Here is a 16,576-nt window from a genome sequence, read left to right as displayed (position 1 = left end):
TCAAACTTGAAGGTTTTATATATTTAAACAAGTTATTTCAGCGTCCAAATTTGACACTTGAGGGAAATCAAAACCTTTTCAATTTCCTTTTAGCTATAATGAAGAACAATAAAAGGATGTTCTTTATGGAAAAAATAACAAAGTCAATTCAAATCTTCTTATTCTTTTCTGTGTTGCAGCTTGGAGTCTCTAGTTCTATCTTTTGGTCTGGACAGTCGCTTGCCCTTAAACAATCTTGTCTCATATTTCTACTTTTCTTATTAATCCTGGCAGGTTCTTGCACCTTCATCCAATATCTTTTAAGTAAGGATCACAAGCCCAAGCAACTTCTCCACCAGAGTCCTCATCTTTTTTTACTCTATGGTTCTATGATTGTTTTCAACATCGTCGGCCTCGGACTCCTCTTATCTGAGACTATCCTCACCACTAATTCCCATCAACAGGTGACCTTAGAATTGCTGGTTCCTTCCTTCTTCTTTCTTTTTGGAATGGACCTTTTCACCTTTCTCACTTTCAATAAAATGAAAAGACTTGGTCATCAGAAGACAATTAGCCTCGCCCTTATTGTTAGTAGCAGTTCACTTATTTTTCTCAATCCCATCACCATTTTATCGATTGGTTTTTACATTGCTCTAGGAGGCCTTTCCCTAAGACTTCTATTCCCCAAAAAACTCAGACAAGGTATTTCTTTTTACAGCCATATAATCCGCAATATCTTATTTGTTGTGTCTATACTGTTTATTTGGTAACCTCTAGAATCCTTGTTTTAAATATGCTATAATAAAATAAAATTTTAGGAGATTTAATAATGAATTTTTTTAATGATTTTCGTAAACGACTTGTATGGTTTGGTATTTTACTGGTAGCCATCGTTCTTTCACAGACTCCAATGGCTCTTCTAGGATTGCTAGCCCAAACTGAGATTCCTTCCATCTGGTCTGGACTCATTGTCAGCCTTGTTTCTATACTTGTTTTAGCTATCTTTTTGTATGGCGCTCATAAAAGTAAGCTTTTAGTGATTAAGAAGAAACTCTTTAGTATCAATGATTTGCCTAGAATTGCCTTGAGTTATCTAGCTATCTTTGTTGGAAATCTCATTGGTGGTATCATGTTACAATTACTTAATCAAACAACAACTTCCAACCAACAAATTCTCAATAATCTCTTCTCTGAAAGCTCACTTATTGCTATGTTCTTTCTAGTCGTTTTAATTGCGCCGATTTGTGAAGAGATTATCTGTCGTGGCATTATCCCAACCAAACTCTTCCAAGGCTATGAAAAAGTGGGCTATGTACTAGGATGGCTACTCTTTCTCCTAGCTCACGTTCCTTCAAATATCCCTTCTTTTATAATCTATGGGTGGATGTCTACTGTCCTAACTTGGACCGCCTACTCAACGCGTCGTTTAGAAATGTCCATCGCCATTCATATGGTCCTAAATAGTGTCAGCTTTATCTTGCTTACTCTAGTAGTATTATTATCGAGATATATCGGCATGTAAGCTAGGACAAATAAAAACAAAAAATAACTATTTTAAAACCCATGAATATTACTATTCATGGGTTTTCTATCTCTTACGACGTAAAGTGCCTAGCCAAGTTCCATAGAAACTTGGCGTTAGTTACTTAGATTGTTACACAACTACATAAATTTACTGAACTACAACACGGAGTTTGGGAAATCGATTATATTTACCAAACGTAGTTAGTAAGGCAGTTAGCTAGTTCGCTTCCTTTCTGTTACGACGGCAAAACCCACGAATCGATACCATTCGTGGACTTTTCCTAGTGAAGCGTTTAGGTAAACCGCCATAACGGTTACCGTTTATTAGATTACGACACTTAGTTTTACAAATCGATTTCATTTGCAAGACGTAGTTAGTGAGGCAGTCAGCTAGACTACTTTCTAACTATTACGACACGAAGAGGCGAAAACGATTATTTTTCGCCGATGAGTTAGTGAAGCAGTTAGGCAAGTCTTATAGGACTTGCCGTAGTCTACTTAGATTGCTTTGCAATCAAGTAGACTTACTGAATCACATCTTTTCTTCCAACTCCACATCTGGATACTTGTCCGCAAACCAGCGGAGGGCAAAGTCATTTTCGAAGAGGAAGACAGGTTGATCAAAGCGGTCTTTGGCCAAGATGTTTCGACTTGAAGACATACGTTCATCTAAATCTTCTGGTTTAATCCAACGAACTGTCTTTTTACCCATTGGAGTCATGACAACTTCAGCGTTATACTCGCCTTCCATACGGTGCTTAAACACTTCGAACTGGAGTTGTCCAACAGCACCCAACATGTACTCGCCTGTTTGGTAATTCTTATAAAGCTGGACAGCTCCTTCTTGTACCAACTGTTCCATTCCCTTGTGGAATGATTTCTGTTTCATAACGTTCTTAGGCGAAACCTTCATAAAAATTTCAGGTGTAAAGGTTGGCAGTGGTTCAAACTCAAACTTGTTTTTGCCAACAGTTAGCGTATCTCCAACCTGGTAAGTACCTGTATCATAAACCCCGATAATATCTCCAGCTACGGCATTGGTTACATTTTCACGACTTTCAGCCATAAACTGAGTGACATTAGACAGTTTAGCCCCCTTACCAGTACGAGGGAGATTGACACTCATCCCACGCTCAAATTCACCAGATACGATACGGACAAAGGCGATACGGTCACGGTGACGAGGGTCCATATTGGCTTGGATTTTAAAGACAAATCCTGAGAAGTCCTTATCATAAGGATCAACAATTTCTCCGTCTGTTTTCTTGTGACCATGAGGTTCTGGAGCAAACTTGAGGAAGGTTTCAAGGAAGGTCTGCACACCAAAATTAGTTAGGGCTGATCCAAAGAATACCGGAGTCAAATCACCTGCAAGAATGGCTTCTTCCGAAAACTCATTTCCTGCTTCATTTAATAGTTCGATATCTTCTTTCACTTGCTCATAGAAAGGATTGCTTGCAAAAAGCTTATCTCCATCTTCTAGGCTAGCAAAACGTTCATCCCCTTTATAGAGTTCCAAGCGTTGGTTATAGAGGTCATAGAGCCCCTCAAAGGCTTTCCCCATCCCGATTGGCCAGTTCATTGGATAACTTGCAATACCCAAGACTTCTTCCAATTCTTGCAAGAGATCTAGTGGTTCACGACCATCACGGTCCAGCTTGTTCATAAAGGTAAAGACCGGAATACCGCGGTGTTTGACAACCTCAAACAATTTCTTGGTTTGGGCCTCAATACCCTTGGCAGAGTCCACGACCATGACCGCAGCATCCACCGCCATCAAGGTCCGATAGGTATCTTCTGAAAAATCCTCGTGTCCTGGAGTGTCTAGGATATTTACCCGTTTCCCATCGTAGTCAAACTGCATGACAGATGAGGTTACCGAAATCCCACGTTGTTTCTCGATATCCATCCAGTCTGACTTAGCAAAGTTTCCTGTTTTCTTCCCTTTCACAGTACCAGCCTCACGAATCTCGCCCCCAAAGTAGAGCAATTGCTCAGTAATGGTTGTCTTCCCCGCGTCCGGGTGAGAGATGATGGCAAAGGTACGGCGTTTCTTAATTTCTTCTTGAATAGTCATAAGTTCTCTTTCTTTCTACTTTTTTAATAATTTCAATTTATAATCGTTCTTTGTTACATCGGACTCTAACATTCCTTTCAACACTCCATTATATCGGATTTTATAGAGTTTTTCAATTGCTTACACAAGAAAAAGCAGGTCAAGATACTAGACCTGCTCTTAAGATTCTTTTGTTGATTATTTATATCTATCACTCGTAATATCGCTTCACAAATGAATCGTTTCTAGAGCAATTTTCTTTTGCCAACGTTTCTTAAACAAGATATCAAAGAGTACTAGGGTTGCAGATAGAATGATTGAAACTAGAAGATACTTTATCCATATAGGGGCATTTGGAATAAACGGCGTCGTATTTAAGAGTCCGTAATTCCCACCTGTTACTTGATTGACCCCAACTAGGAAAAGGTTGAGAATAAAAGTGTAGGCGATAATTCGATACTTTTTAAGTAGGGTTTTATCGTAGTGATTCATGAGATAAACCAGGGAATTGACCAAGAGAGCGTAATGCCCAATCAAGAAAGAAAAGCTAGTAATATGCGGAAAATCATAGGGGTCAAAAACAGGATAACCCAAAGCAAATACTGCTCCACTGGATCCCAAAAGGGCAAAATACTGCTTGGTCTTCCATTTGTCAGGTAAGAAAACAACAGCGAACATAGCCAAACGACAATGGTAAAGTGGCAGGCTGTTCGAAAACGGAATGCCGAACCCAATATACCAAGTATAGAGCGCTAGCAGTTGCGCTATTTGAATCCACTTAAATATTCGAACAAATTTGGGATTTTTGTAGTAAGTAAGAGAAGCATAAATAGACAAGGCAAGAAGGCCTATCATGACACCGTACCAAAAAATCGGAATAGGCGGTGGCGTCGTTTGAGTTCTTGTAATAAAATGATGCATAAAGTCTCCTTAAGGTAACGAATTCAGTTGTATATTAACTATTCTTATGTTTATATTTAACGAGTTGATTGATAAAGATGAGAATACCTGTCATCAAACTGGTTACTATCAGATAGTTAAGCAAACTACCATGATCCCCAATCACAGGTGGCTTGCTCATAAAGCCATAATTTCCTCCTGTCAAGAGGTTGGCAAGAAAGATAATGGCATTAACTCCAAGAGTCATCTGGCATATTTTCCAAGTATCCCCTTTTTCAACTTTATAATATCTAACAAGATAAATCAAGCAGTTAGCCAAGAGGGCCCAGTGGCCGAAAACATTGTTAACCGAGGAAACATGAGGAAAAGGATAGGGATAGAAAACCGGATGAATCAGAGCCATGATGGAACCAAAAACTCCCACTAAGGAAAAATATTGCTTGAAAAAGGTCTTATTAGGGGCAAAAAGAATCATCCACATAGCCATGCGACTATGGTAAAAAGGGAGAGCCTCAGATAGGGGCAGGCGTGCAGCAATATACCAAGCGTTGATAATGAGCAACTGAATCAATTGTCCCCAAAACCAAAAGTTTCTGTAACCTTTAGATGATGCGAAACGAATCGATAAAACAGCTATAATTACCAAAGAAGTAGGTAATAAAAAGTACCAGGCTCCCAAATGAGGAGGAACTGTCTTTTTACTGGTAAAAAGTAACTCCCAAAGCGTCATATGTCATCCTTAACGTGTTCTAGTTGAGTCAATTCTACATCCTTTTTACCAACTAGAAACGACTGTTATTCTTTCTTCTAATTTCAACCATTATATCGAAATAAAAGGTATTTTTCAATTTCTGTTTCTTTTTAGCTTGGCTTGCCTTATTTATAGGAAAATATGGTAAAATAGAACAGATAAAGAATCATCATTTCACGAAAGGATATCCGATGAAAATTACGCAAGAAGAGGTAACTCACGTTGCCAATCTTTCAAAATTAAAATTCTCAGAAGAAGAAACTGCTGAGTTTGCAACAACCTTATCTAAAATTGTTGATATGGTCGAATTGCTCAGTGAAGTCGACACTACTGGTGTTGCACCTACTACAACGATGGCTGACCGTAAAACTGTTCTCCGACCTGATGTGGTCGAAGAAGGAACAGACCGTGACCGCTTGTTTAAAAATGTACCTGAAAAAGATAACTACTATATCAAGGTGCCAGCTATCCTAGATGATGGAGGAGATGCCTAATGACTTTTAACAATAAAACCATTGAAGAGTTGCATAATCTCCTTGTTTCTAAGGAAATTTCAGCAACTGAACTAACGCAAGCAACGCTTGAAGATATCAAATCTCGTGAGACAGCTATCAATGCTTTCGTCACTATCGCTGAAGATCAAGCTCTTGCTCAGGCTAAAGCTATTGATGAAGCTGGAATCGATGCTGACAATGTTCTTTCTGGAATTCCCCTGGCCGTTAAGGACAACATTTCTACAGATGGTCTCTTAACAACAGCAGCTTCAAAAATGCTCTATAACTACGAGCCTATCTTTGATGCCACTGCTGTTGCCAATGCAAAATCTAAGGGCATGATCGTTGTTGGGAAAACCAACATGGACGAGTTTGCCATGGGGGGATCAGGCGAGACTTCTTACTACGGTGCTACCAAAAATGCTTGGGACCACAGCAAGGTTCCTGGTGGATCATCAAGTGGTTCTGCCGCAGCCGTAGCTTCGGGACAAGTTCGCTTGTCACTTGGTTCTGATACCGGTGGATCAATTCGCCAACCTGCTACCTTTAACGGGATTGTTGGTCTCAAACCAACCTATGGAACGGTATCACGTTTCGGTCTTATTGCCTTTGGTAGCTCGCTAGACCAAATCGGACCTTTTGCACCAACTGTTAAGGAAAATGCCCTCTTGCTCAATGCTATTGCCAACGAAGATGCCAAAGACTCTACTTCTGCCCCAGTTCGAATTGCCGACTTTACTTCAAAAATCGGTCAAGACATCAAGGGCATGAAAATTGCTTTACCTAAAGAATATCTCGGTGAAGGGATTGATCCAGAGGTTAAGGAAACCATCCTCAAAGCCGCTAAGCACTTTGAAAAACTTGGTGCTATCGTTGAAGAAGTGAGCCTTCCTCACTCTAAATACGGAGTTGCCGTTTACTACATCATCGCTTCTTCAGAAGCTTCATCAAACTTGCAACGTTTTGATGGTATTCGTTACGGCTACCGTGCAGAAGATGCGACTAACCTTGATGAAATCTATGTAAACAGCCGCAGTCAAGGTTTCGGTGAAGAAGTTAAACGTCGTATCATGCTAGGTACTTTCAGTCTTTCATCAGGTTACTATGATGCCTACTACAAGAAGGCTGGACAAGTTCGTACCCTTATTATCCAAGATTTCGAAAACGTCTTTGCGGATTATGACTTGATTTTGGGACCAACTGCTCCTAGCGTTGCCTACGACTTGGATTCACTCAACCATGATCCAGTTGCTATGTACTTGGCTGACCTTTTAACAATTCCTGTCAACTTGGCTGGTCTACCAGGGATTTCTATTCCTGCTGGATTTGTTCAAGGTCTACCAGTAGGACTCCAATTGATTGGTCCTAAGTATTCAGAAGAAACTATCTACCAAGCTGCTGCTGCTTTTGAAGCAACAACAGACTACCACAAACAACAACCCGTGATTTTTGGAGGTGATAACTAATGAACTTTGAAACAGTCATTGGACTTGAAGTCCACGTAGAGCTTAACACCAATTCAAAAATCTTCTCACCTACTTCTGCCCACTTTGGAAACGACCAAAATGCCAATACTAACGTGATTGACTGGTCTTTCCCAGGCGTACTACCAGTTCTCAATAAAGGTGTTGTCGATGCTGGTATCAAGGCTGCACTCGCTCTTAACATGGACATCCATAAGAAGATGCACTTTGACCGCAAGAACTACTTCTACCCTGATAATCCTAAAGCCTACCAAATTTCTCAGTTTGATGAACCAATCGGTTACAACGGCTGGATTGAAGTGGAGCTAGAAGACGGTACAACTAAGAAAATCGGTATCGAACGTGCTCACCTAGAAGAAGATGCAGGTAAAAACACGCATGGAACAGATGGTTACTCTTATGTTGACCTCAACCGTCAAGGGGTGCCTTTGATTGAAATCGTATCTGAAGCAGACATGCGTTCACCAGAAGAAGCCTACGCTTATCTAACAGCCCTTAAGGAAGTTATCCAATACGCTGGTATTTCTGACGTTAAGATGGAAGAAGGATCCATGCGTGTGGATGCCAACATCTCCCTTCGTCCTTATGGTCAAGAGAAATTCGGTACCAAAACTGAGTTGAAAAACCTCAACTCCTTCTCAAACGTTCGTAAAGGTCTTGAATACGAAGTGCAACGTCAGGCTGAAATCCTTCGTTCAGGTGGTCAAATCCGCCAAGAAACTCGCCGTTATGATGAAGCTAATAAAGCAACTATTCTCATGCGTGTTAAGGAAGGTGCTGCAGACTACCGCTACTTCCCAGAACCAGACCTACCACTCTTTGAAATTTCAGACGAGTGGATTGAGGAAATGCGCACTGAGTTGCCAGAATTTCCAAAAGAGCGCCGTGCTCGCTATATTTCTGACCTTGGTTTATCAGACTACGATGCTAGCCAGTTGACTGCCAATAAAGTCACTTCTGACTTCTTTGAGAAAGCTGTTGCCCTAGGTGGTGATGCTAAACAAGTCTCTAACTGGCTCCAAGGTGAAGTCGCCCAGTTCTTGAATGCTGAAGGTAAGACGCTTGAACAAATCAAATTGACTCCAGAAAACTTGGTAGAAATGATTGCTATCATCGAAGATGGAACGATCTCATCTAAGATTGCTAAGAAAGTCTTTGTCCACCTAGCTAAAAATGGTGGAGGTGCTCGTGAGTACGTTGAAAAAGCTGGTTTAGTTCAAATTTCAGATCCTGATGTTTTGATTCCAATCATCCATCAAGTCTTTGCGGATAATGAAGCTGCTGTTGCCGACTTCAAGTCAGGAAAACGAAACGCTGACAAGGCCTTCACAGGATTCCTCATGAAAGCAACCAAAGGCCAAGCCAACCCACAAGTAGCCCTCAAACTGCTTGCCCAAGAATTGGCTAAGTTGAAAGATAGTGAGTGAAATATACTTTCGTTAATAACCCTTTCTACTAAAAAATAGAATACGGAGAATAAATGAACAAATTTTTACGGGTACTATTTATTTTAGTTATTGTCGCCATGTTGGGTGCTTCTGTTCTACAAATCTTTCTCCCATCATATATGGGAGAGCATTCTGGTTACGGTATTTCTGCAGGATGGCAAAGAGAAATTGGAATTTGGAATCTAGCTGTTTTAATTATTATTCTTGCTGTTAATATTAAATACGATTGGTTTTACCTGAGAATTGCCCTTCTTGCCCTCATCATTGGTGGTATAGGAATAGGAACAAATCATTTGTTAAATTTTATTGAATATCATTCTCCTGTTAATGCGATTGGTGCTATCGAGAATTATTTACTCGTATTTGGTTGGATTATAGGATGGTTTATTGAAAATAAAACTATAAAACTCAAAAACTCTTTATAGACATAAAATTTACCAAAAACTATTTTTGTACTCACATAGTTAGGAGACATATGAAAAAGTTATATACTCTTATCGCTACCTTCTTGCTTCTTATCTTTGTGACACCTCTTCAATCAATAGATGCGGGTGTCGGACATTCTCGAAGTGGTAGCTCTAGCCGCAGCAGCTCTCGAAGTAGTAGCAGTAGCCGAAGTCGTTCTAGTAGTAGTTCTTCTTCACGAAGCAGTTATCATTCTAACAATAGATACTCAAGTTCAGGAGGTTCTCTAGGGACCGGAATAAACATTCTTATCATGTTTGGTGTTGGGGCTTTCCTACTCTTCATGCTCATCAAATATTTGAGTGACCAAAATTCGTCATCTGGTAAATCATATGGAAACTCAACTGGATACAATGTTGAACCAACACTTCACCGTCGAGTTGAAAATAACACCTTGGCTATTAATCGTGTACACTATGGTGATCCAAACTTTGATGCGGATGCTTTCACTTCATGGGTTAGAGAAGTTTACATCCAATTACAGGCAGCCTGGACTAAAAAAGATTGGAATTTGGTGCGCTCACTTGAAAGTGCTAGCCTCTATTCTCAACACAGTGCTCAACTGGAAGACTATATCCAATCTCAAACAACGAATGTTTTGGAACGTGTTTACGTTGAAAATGTTCGAATCAAAGATTTCTACGAAAATCCAGATGGAAATGATACTTTAGTGGTTATCCTTTCATCTACTTTGAGAGACTATGTCATCGAAGATAAGACTCGTAAGGTTATCGAAGGAGATCCTCAACAAGATCTATTTACAGTTTATCAAATGAACTTCATCCGCAAACATGGTAGCCAAACTGAAAACAATGTTCAAGATGAAGCTGTTAGCGACCACTGTCCAAACTGTGGTGCTCCACTTAGAATCTCAGCTATAAGTCAATGTGATTATTGCGGAGCTGAACTCACACGTAGTCCAAATCAATGGGTTCTTGATACCTATGAAGTTGTGGATGAAGACGAACTTTATAATTAGGAGGAAATTATGGGATTTATTCGTGCTGCCCTTTCAGCTGGGCTAAATAGTTTTAATGATAGCAAATTCAAGGAAGCCGTTGTACTTCCAGACCACGTCTCTTCAGACGTCATGGCCATCAAGGGACAATTACTTACAAAAGATCCTGACGGTGGTTCAAGACAAAGCAACCAAAATACTGGTCTTTTAACAGACGGTTCTGTTGTTATTGTCCCTCAAGGATATGTTGCTGTCCTTGTCAATAACGGTACCTTTCTAGGGGATGTACTTGATGCTGGAAGCCATGAATGGCGTGCAGGTGATAACGCTTGGCTCCTTGAAAAAGGTGGAATCAAGGGTACTTGGGAAAACTTCAAAAACCGCTTCTCTTTTGGTGGACAAGTTATTACTCGACAAGAAATCATCTTTATCCGTATGCAACCAATCGCAGGGAATAAATTTGGTACCCAAAATGCTGTAGAGTATTTCAGTGAACGTTACCAACAATTACTCAACATTCGTTTTTACGGATTGTTTGATATCAAGGTTGCTGATCCTGTACTTTTCTATGTCAGCTCCATCAGTCAACAAATTGAAGATCACAAACCATTTACACTCCAAGATATTGCTCAAGGAACACTTCGACAAAATATCTCTCCTAAAATTGCGATTGCAATTGCCAAATTCACTAATGAGTACCGAGTTGATATCTATAGCCTAAATGCTAATCAGGATACTTTCAATGAAATCGCTAAGCAAGAAGTCAACAAGGTATGGACAGGACTTTACGGTATTGAAGCAACCAATATCCTTCTTGAGGATTTGAGCTACGACCAAGAAAGCTTGGAACTTGTTCGTAAACTTGATAGCGAACTCGTTGCTATGAAATACAATACCATCGAAATTGAAGAACGTCGTGCTCGTAACGAAGCTCTCATTGCGGCAGCCAATAACGAAGGTAATGGCAATGGTATGAACATGTTTATGGGTATGAATCTCGGTCAAACTCTCGGTGGCCAACTCACCCAACAAGCTCAGCCTGTTAGCCCAAATCAAACTGTTCCCCCAGTACAACCTGCTGATCCAAACCAAGCATTTACTCCGGCCCAAACTGCAAGTCCTGAGCAAGTTGCTAGCCCAGTAGAAACTGTTATCCCTGAACAACCCGCTAACTCAGCAGAAACTACTAATCCAGAAATGACAACTCCTGTTCAAGAATCTACAACTCAAGAAGTAACAACTCCTTCAGTAGAAACTATTAGTCAAGAAAAACCAACTAATAAAAACTTCTACATCGAAGTCGATGGCAAGTACGTATTAGTAACCAGAAATGAAAATGGGGATATTGTACCCGTCAACTAGTTTCCCTTCTCTGATATTTGAGAATTCTGGGCTATTATGATACAATAAAGAATAAACTATTTATAAAAGAGGTATTAACATGATTGAAGCAAGTAAACTAAAGGCTGGAATGACCTTTGAAACAGCAGATGGAAAATTGATTCGCGTTTTGGAAGCTAGCCACCACAAACCAGGTAAAGGTAACACTATCATGCGTATGAAATTGCGTGATGTTCGTACTGGTTCTACATTTGAAACAAGCTACCGTCCAGAAGAAAAGTTTGAACAAGCAATCATCGAAACTGTTCCAGCTCAATACTTGTATAAAATGGATGAAACAGCATACTTCATGAACACAGAAACTTACGATCAGTATGAAATCCCTGTTGCAAATGTTGAAAACGAACTGCTTTACATCCTTGAAAACTCAGATGTGAAGATTCAATTTTACGGAACTGAAGTGATCGGTGTGACTGTACCAACGACTGTTGAATTGACAGTTGCTGAAACACAACCATCTATCAAAGGTGCTACTGTTACAGGTTCTGGTAAACCAGCAACTATGGAAACTGGTCTTGTCGTAAACGTTCCAGACTTTATCGAAGCAGGACAAAAACTTGTGATTAACACTGCTGAAGGAACTTACGTTTCTCGCGCTTAATCTCTAGAAAGAGGTCAATCTATGGCAATTGAAGAACAATTAGGCGAAATCGTTATCGCTCCACGTGTACTTGAAAAAATTATCGCCATCGCTACTGCAAAAGTTGAAGGTGTCCACTCTTTTTCAAATAAATCAGTATCTGATACCCTTTCAAAACTTTCACTTGGTCGTGGTGTCTATCTAAAAGAAGTTGATGAAGAATTAACAGCCGATATCTATCTCTACCTTGAGTACGGTGTTAAAGTACCGAAAGTTGCTATGGCGATTCAAAAAACTGTTAAGGATGCTGTTCGTAATATGGCTGATATCAAAATCTCTGCTGTCAACATTCACGTTGCTGGTATTGCACCAGATAAAACACCAAAACCGGCATTGACAGATTTGTTTAATGAGGACTTCCTCAATGACTAGTCCCCTATTAGAATCTAGACGCCAGCTCCGTAAATGCGCCTTTCAAGCTCTCATGAGCCTTGAGTATGGGACGGACGTAGAAACAGCTTGTCGATTTGCTTACACACATGATCGTGAAGACGAAGAGGTAAAACTCCCTAGCTTTCTTACAGATCTAGTATCAGGTGTTCAAGCTCAAAAAGAGGATTTAGATAAACAAATTACTCAGCATTTGAAAACAGGTTGGACAATTGATCGCTTAACCTTAGTTGAAAAAAGTATCCTACGTTTAGGAGTTTTTGAAATTACTTCCTTTGACACTCCTCAGCTGGTTGCTGTTAACGAAGCTATCGAGCTTGCAAAAGACTTCTCAGATCAAAAATCTGCCCGTTTTATCAACGGACTCCTCAGCCAATTTGTAACCGAGGAAAATTAAATACAAGAAAAAGTGCTTGACGGTTGTCAAACACTTTTTCTTTGCTTCACTCTATCTAAAAAAACGATCGTAGATTAAATTAGAAAGAAACAACCAGATGAAATCTGCATGGATGAGAAAATTTATAAAACTATGACACAGAATTGTGATTTTTAGATTCTTTGTCCAACGGTAGACTAGGGCAAAGAAAAGACCGGAAAAACTATAAACCATCAAACTGATAGGGTCACGATGGGACAATACCAAATGACTGAGCCCAAATATCAGAGCTGATAGGATGACATCCAAGTAGTATTTTGACTTAGGGAAGAAGGTATTCATAAAATAGCCTCTATGAACAATCTCCTCCAATATAGGCCCCAAAATGACAACTGAGATAAAAGAGAAGCAAGTCGTTAAAATAGTAGATTGCTCACTGAAAGATAGGACCGAAAGAAGGTCTTCAAAGATATAGTGATTATTAATGAAGTGACTAAACTGTAAGTAAAAAACACTTAACAACTGACGGACAAAATAAGCAGCCACTAGACTAACTAGAAGGTAAAAGAATCTGGATTTCTTCGAGCCCTTTTTCTCAAAAATATAGAGCATTTTTTTCTTTTTAAGCCAATAGATAAATAGTCCTAAAAGGGCTAGTTGCTCTACTGCTACAATAATAGAGTAGCCATCCATACCCCAGACAAACATCTTAGCCAGATAAAGACTACTGAAATCTAGTAGATAAATTGATAGGAATACCAGTAATGTATAGATTCCCAAATGACCTAGCTTTTTCATACTCACTCCAAAAAATCTTTGTTAACTTATTTTTATTACATATATACCTTTTGTTATATTAACAGATACCTCTATAAAAGTCAATTTTTCATCCTGAATGGTACGACTATCACTAACATAAAAATATATATCTCAATCTTACTATCAAATCAGAAAAAGTGTTTGACAGCTATCAAACACTTTTTCTTTACTGAACTCTATCTAAAAAAACGATAATAGATAAAATTATAAATAAAAATCCAGATGGGCTTTGCATAAATGAGAAAGTTGAAAAAACTATGGCATAGGATGGTAATTTTTAAGTTCTTTGTCCAACGGTAGACAAGGGCATAGAAGAGACCGCCTAAACTATAAATGATCAAACTGATAGGATCTCGGTGAGTTAGGATCAAATGACAAAGTCCAAAGATGAGGGCTGATAAGATGACATCCAGATAATACTTGGAGTTTGGAAAGAAGGTATTCATAAAATACCCTCTATGAATCAGTTCCTCCAAAATAGGTCCGACGACTACTGTTAAACTAAAACTGAGAACAGTTGATAGAAAAGTTGGTTGCCCATTGGAGTATAGAATCGAAAGAAGGTCTTGAAAGATATACTTGTTATCAATTAAGTGATGAAACTGTAATTGAAAAGTATCCACCAATTGACGATCAAAATAAGTAGCCACTAGGCAAACTACAAGGGAAAAGAGAGTTGACCAACTCCAAGCATTTTCTTCAAAAATATAGAACATCTCTTTCTTCTTGAGCCAGTAGATAAATAATAGCAAAAGAGCTATTACTTCAACTGTTGAAAAGATAGAATAGCCATCTATCCCCCATCCTAAAAACTTAGTTAGATGCATAATCCCTAACTCTGGTAGATAAACCGATAAAAATACCAGTAAGATAAAGACTCCCAAATGCCCTAGTTTTTTCATACTCACTCCTTTAACTTATCAATAGCCAACACCAGAACCACGTCTAGTCACATCAGTAAGTATAGTTTTCTGATCTGTTGCTATACTAGGTCAAGTCCAAATTCTTTCATCAAACATCCAAATCATACCACCGCCTGAGGCTTGCTCTAAGTCCTCCATTGAAAGAACTGTAAATGTATCTGTACATCTCATGTCAAGTAGCTTCTTAAATGATATGTTTCTAAGCCTACATGTTCATTATACCTATTTTTTTGATTATCTTAGCAGTTATTTCCTCAACTGTCATTTTTTCAACCTAAATGACAGTTTCTATAAAAAAATGAGACCTTTCTAGCCTCATTTAGTCATTCTTAGTATTTTCTAAAGCGTTGGTAACGTTCTTCGAGGAGCTGATCTAGTTCTAGGCCTTTCAACCTTTCTAATTCTGTGCTCAGTTCATATTTCACTTGGGCTAGTAGCTCTTTACTTGATAGCCCTGCCTCTGAGATGACCTGATCTACTACCTCCATGTCTAGAAGTTCGTGAGAGGTTATCTTCATCAGTTCTGCTGCCTCCATGGCACGACTCCCATCCTTCCAAAGGATAGAGGCAAAGCCTTCGGGACTAAGAACTGCATAGATAGAGTTTTCTAGCATCCAAACCCGGTCAGCTACTGCAAGTGCAAGAGCTCCACCAGATCCACCTTCACCGATTATAATTGCGATGATAGGGACCTTAAGATCACTCATTTCCATGAGATTACGGGCAATAGCCTCACCTTGACCACGTTCCTCAGCTCCAACTCCAGGATAGGCACCTGCAGTATTGATAAAGGTGACAATAGGACGACCGAATTTTTCCGCTTGCTTCATCAACCGCAAGGCCTTACGATAGCCTTCAGGATGAGGTTGTCCAAAATTACGATTGAGATTGTCTTGTAGACTCTTTCCTTTTTGGATACCCACTACTGTCACTGCTTGATGACCTAACCAACCAATGCCACCGATAACAGCACCATCGTCTCTAAAAGAGCGATCCCCATGTAATTCAATAAAGTCATCGAAGATTTCCACTGCAAAATCCAGAGCAGTTAATCTACTTTGTTCACGTGCTTTTCTGACAATTTTTGCAATCTTCATCTGTGATTCCTCCCATGTAGTCTCACTAATCGAGAGATCATATCTGGTAGTTCTCTTCGTCTAACAATCGCATCCACAAAACCATGTTCTAGGAGAAATTCTGCCTTCTGGAAATCCTCTGGCAAATCTTCTCTCACCGTGTTTTCAATAACTCGGCGACCGGCAAAACCAACTAAACTTTGAGGTTCTGCTAAGATGATATCTCCCTCCATGGCAAAAGAAGCCGTTACACCTCCTGTTGTAGGATCTGTAAGAATGGTCAGATAAAAGAGACCTGCCATAGAATGACGTTTCACAGCAGCAGATACCTTGGCCATCTGCATTAAGCTCATAATACCTTCTTGCATACGAGCTCCACCAGATGCTGTAAAAAGAACGACAGGTAACCCCTCAAGAGTTGCAAATTCAAACAAACGAGTGATTTTTTCACCAACAACTGTCCCCATTGACGCCATGATAAAGTTAGAATCCATGATTCCAAGAGCAACTTTTTCACCCTTAATCAAAGCAGTTCCTGTAACAACAGCCTCATCTAGCCCTGTTTCCTGACGAATTTGGGCTAATTTTTCACGATAACCAGGGAATTTCAAAGGGTCTTTAGTTTCAATTCCAGTAAACATCTCTTCAAAACTATTGGGTTCAACTGTTAAATTCAATCGTTCTTGAGCAGAAATACGGAAAGTATAGCTGCAGTGGGGACAGATACGCTCACTTCCCAAATCTTTTTGATAGATAGTGTGTTTACAAGCTGGACACTTGGAAAAGAGTTCATCTGGAACTACTGGTTTCACTTGATTTTTTTGCAAACTTTTAGGTTTGATTCGAATGTATTTATCTTTTTTACTAAATAGAGCCATAGATCCCCCTTTTC

At 39.5% G+C, this 16,576-nt stretch carries 18 protein-coding genes; 11 read left to right on the top strand and 7 right to left on the bottom strand.

Features of this window, described 5'->3' with window-relative positions; genetic code table 11:
• Positions 1 to 125: 125 nt before the first annotated feature.
• Both QM941_RS00465 and QM941_RS00460 read left to right on the top strand, forming a co-directional pair.
• Positions 126 to 749, top strand: a complete 624-nt coding sequence (locus QM941_RS00465) for a hypothetical protein (protein ID WP_414337615.1) — start codon at positions 126 to 128, stop codon at positions 747 to 749.
• 59 nt (positions 750 to 808) lie between these two features.
• The gene (locus QM941_RS00460; RefSeq protein WP_414337612.1) at positions 809 to 1,501 is read left to right on the top strand and encodes a lysostaphin resistance A-like protein; all 693 of its coding nucleotides are present in this window, start codon (positions 809 to 811) and stop codon (positions 1,499 to 1,501) included.
• A gap of 534 nt (positions 1,502 to 2,035) precedes the next feature.
• Here the strand turns inward: QM941_RS00460 and QM941_RS00455 are convergent.
• From QM941_RS00455 to QM941_RS00445, 3 genes are all read right to left on the bottom strand, one after another.
• The gene (locus QM941_RS00455; protein WP_414337611.1) at positions 2,036 to 3,580 is read right to left on the bottom strand and encodes a peptide chain release factor 3; all 1,545 of its coding nucleotides are present in this window, start codon (positions 3,578 to 3,580) and stop codon (positions 2,036 to 2,038) included.
• A 207-nt stretch (positions 3,581 to 3,787) separates the two neighbouring features.
• On the bottom strand, positions 3,788 to 4,480 hold the full coding sequence (locus tag QM941_RS00450) for a TIGR02206 family membrane protein (RefSeq protein WP_414337609.1): 693 nt from the start codon (positions 4,478 to 4,480) through the stop codon (positions 3,788 to 3,790).
• A 34-nt stretch (positions 4,481 to 4,514) separates the two neighbouring features.
• Complete coding sequence (locus QM941_RS00445) at positions 4,515 to 5,189, bottom strand: TIGR02206 family membrane protein (RefSeq protein ID WP_414337606.1); 675 nt, start codon at positions 5,187 to 5,189, stop codon at positions 4,515 to 4,517.
• A gap of 212 nt (positions 5,190 to 5,401) precedes the next feature.
• On the opposite strand from QM941_RS00445, the gene gatC reads away from it, so the two are divergent.
• The 9 genes from gatC to nusB all read left to right on the top strand — a co-directional run bounded on the left by gatC (position 5,402) and on the right by nusB (position 12,887).
• Complete coding sequence (gatC, locus tag QM941_RS00440; RefSeq protein ID WP_414337603.1) at positions 5,402 to 5,704, top strand: Asp-tRNA(Asn)/Glu-tRNA(Gln) amidotransferase subunit GatC; 303 nt, start codon at positions 5,402 to 5,404, stop codon at positions 5,702 to 5,704.
• A complete protein-coding gene (gene gatA, locus QM941_RS00435; RefSeq protein ID WP_414337600.1) occupies positions 5,704 to 7,170 on the top strand; it encodes an Asp-tRNA(Asn)/Glu-tRNA(Gln) amidotransferase subunit GatA in 1,467 nt (488 codons plus the stop codon). Before gatC ends, gatA begins: the two co-directional genes overlap by 1 nt.
• Positions 7,170 to 8,615, top strand: a complete 1,446-nt coding sequence (gatB, locus tag QM941_RS00430; RefSeq protein ID WP_414337597.1) for an Asp-tRNA(Asn)/Glu-tRNA(Gln) amidotransferase subunit GatB — start codon at positions 7,170 to 7,172, stop codon at positions 8,613 to 8,615. The genes gatA and gatB overlap by 1 nt, the downstream gene beginning before the upstream one ends.
• A 53-nt stretch (positions 8,616 to 8,668) precedes the next feature.
• Positions 8,669 to 9,061, top strand: a complete 393-nt coding sequence (locus QM941_RS00425; protein ID WP_006151606.1) for a hypothetical protein — start codon at positions 8,669 to 8,671, stop codon at positions 9,059 to 9,061.
• Between the two features lie 50 nt (positions 9,062 to 9,111).
• Positions 9,112 to 10,080: a zinc-ribbon domain-containing transport protein gene (locus QM941_RS00420; protein WP_414277177.1), complete on the top strand. Its 969-nt coding sequence runs from the start codon at positions 9,112 to 9,114 to the stop codon at positions 10,078 to 10,080.
• A 9-nt stretch (positions 10,081 to 10,089) separates the two neighbouring features.
• On the top strand, positions 10,090 to 11,421 hold the full coding sequence (locus tag QM941_RS00415) for an SPFH domain-containing protein (protein WP_414337594.1): 1,332 nt from the start codon (positions 10,090 to 10,092) through the stop codon (positions 11,419 to 11,421).
• Between the two features lie 79 nt (positions 11,422 to 11,500).
• Complete coding sequence (efp, locus tag QM941_RS00410) at positions 11,501 to 12,061, top strand: elongation factor P (RefSeq protein WP_075566413.1); 561 nt, start codon at positions 11,501 to 11,503, stop codon at positions 12,059 to 12,061.
• Positions 12,062 to 12,082: 21 nt separating this feature from the next.
• Complete coding sequence (locus QM941_RS00405) at positions 12,083 to 12,472, top strand: Asp23/Gls24 family envelope stress response protein (protein WP_414337591.1); 390 nt, start codon at positions 12,083 to 12,085, stop codon at positions 12,470 to 12,472.
• The gene (nusB, locus tag QM941_RS00400) at positions 12,465 to 12,887 is read left to right on the top strand and encodes a transcription antitermination factor NusB (RefSeq protein WP_414337589.1); all 423 of its coding nucleotides are present in this window, start codon (positions 12,465 to 12,467) and stop codon (positions 12,885 to 12,887) included. Before QM941_RS00405 ends, nusB begins: the two co-directional genes overlap by 8 nt.
• A 51-nt stretch (positions 12,888 to 12,938) precedes the next feature.
• Here the strand turns inward: nusB and QM941_RS00395 are convergent, their stop codons facing one another.
• The 4 genes from QM941_RS00395 to accD all read right to left on the bottom strand — a co-directional run bounded on the left by QM941_RS00395 (position 12,939) and on the right by accD (position 16,562).
• Positions 12,939 to 13,664 carry a lysostaphin resistance A-like protein gene (locus QM941_RS00395; protein WP_414337587.1) on the bottom strand — a complete coding sequence of 242 codons (726 nt, stop codon included), beginning with the start codon at positions 13,662 to 13,664 and terminating at the stop codon, positions 12,939 to 12,941.
• A gap of 197 nt (positions 13,665 to 13,861) precedes the next feature.
• Positions 13,862 to 14,587 carry a lysostaphin resistance A-like protein gene (locus QM941_RS00390; RefSeq protein WP_414337584.1) on the bottom strand — a complete coding sequence of 242 codons (726 nt, stop codon included), beginning with the start codon at positions 14,585 to 14,587 and terminating at the stop codon, positions 13,862 to 13,864.
• Between the two features lie 350 nt (positions 14,588 to 14,937).
• Entirely contained in the window at positions 14,938 to 15,705 is a 768-nt protein-coding gene (locus QM941_RS00385) for an acetyl-CoA carboxylase carboxyl transferase subunit alpha (RefSeq protein ID WP_414337581.1), read from the bottom strand.
• Positions 15,702 to 16,562, bottom strand: a complete 861-nt coding sequence (accD, locus tag QM941_RS00380) for an acetyl-CoA carboxylase, carboxyltransferase subunit beta (protein WP_414337579.1) — start codon at positions 16,560 to 16,562, stop codon at positions 15,702 to 15,704. Before accD ends, QM941_RS00385 begins: the two co-directional genes overlap by 4 nt.
• Positions 16,563 to 16,576 lie beyond the last annotated feature (14 nt).

Source organism: Streptococcus timonensis (assembly GCF_047460355.1).
Classification (GTDB): domain Bacteria; phylum Bacillota; class Bacilli; order Lactobacillales; family Streptococcaceae; genus Streptococcus; species Streptococcus timonensis_A.
Note: the sequence above shows the minus strand (reverse complement) of the source record. Positions and strands in the feature narration are given on the sequence as shown.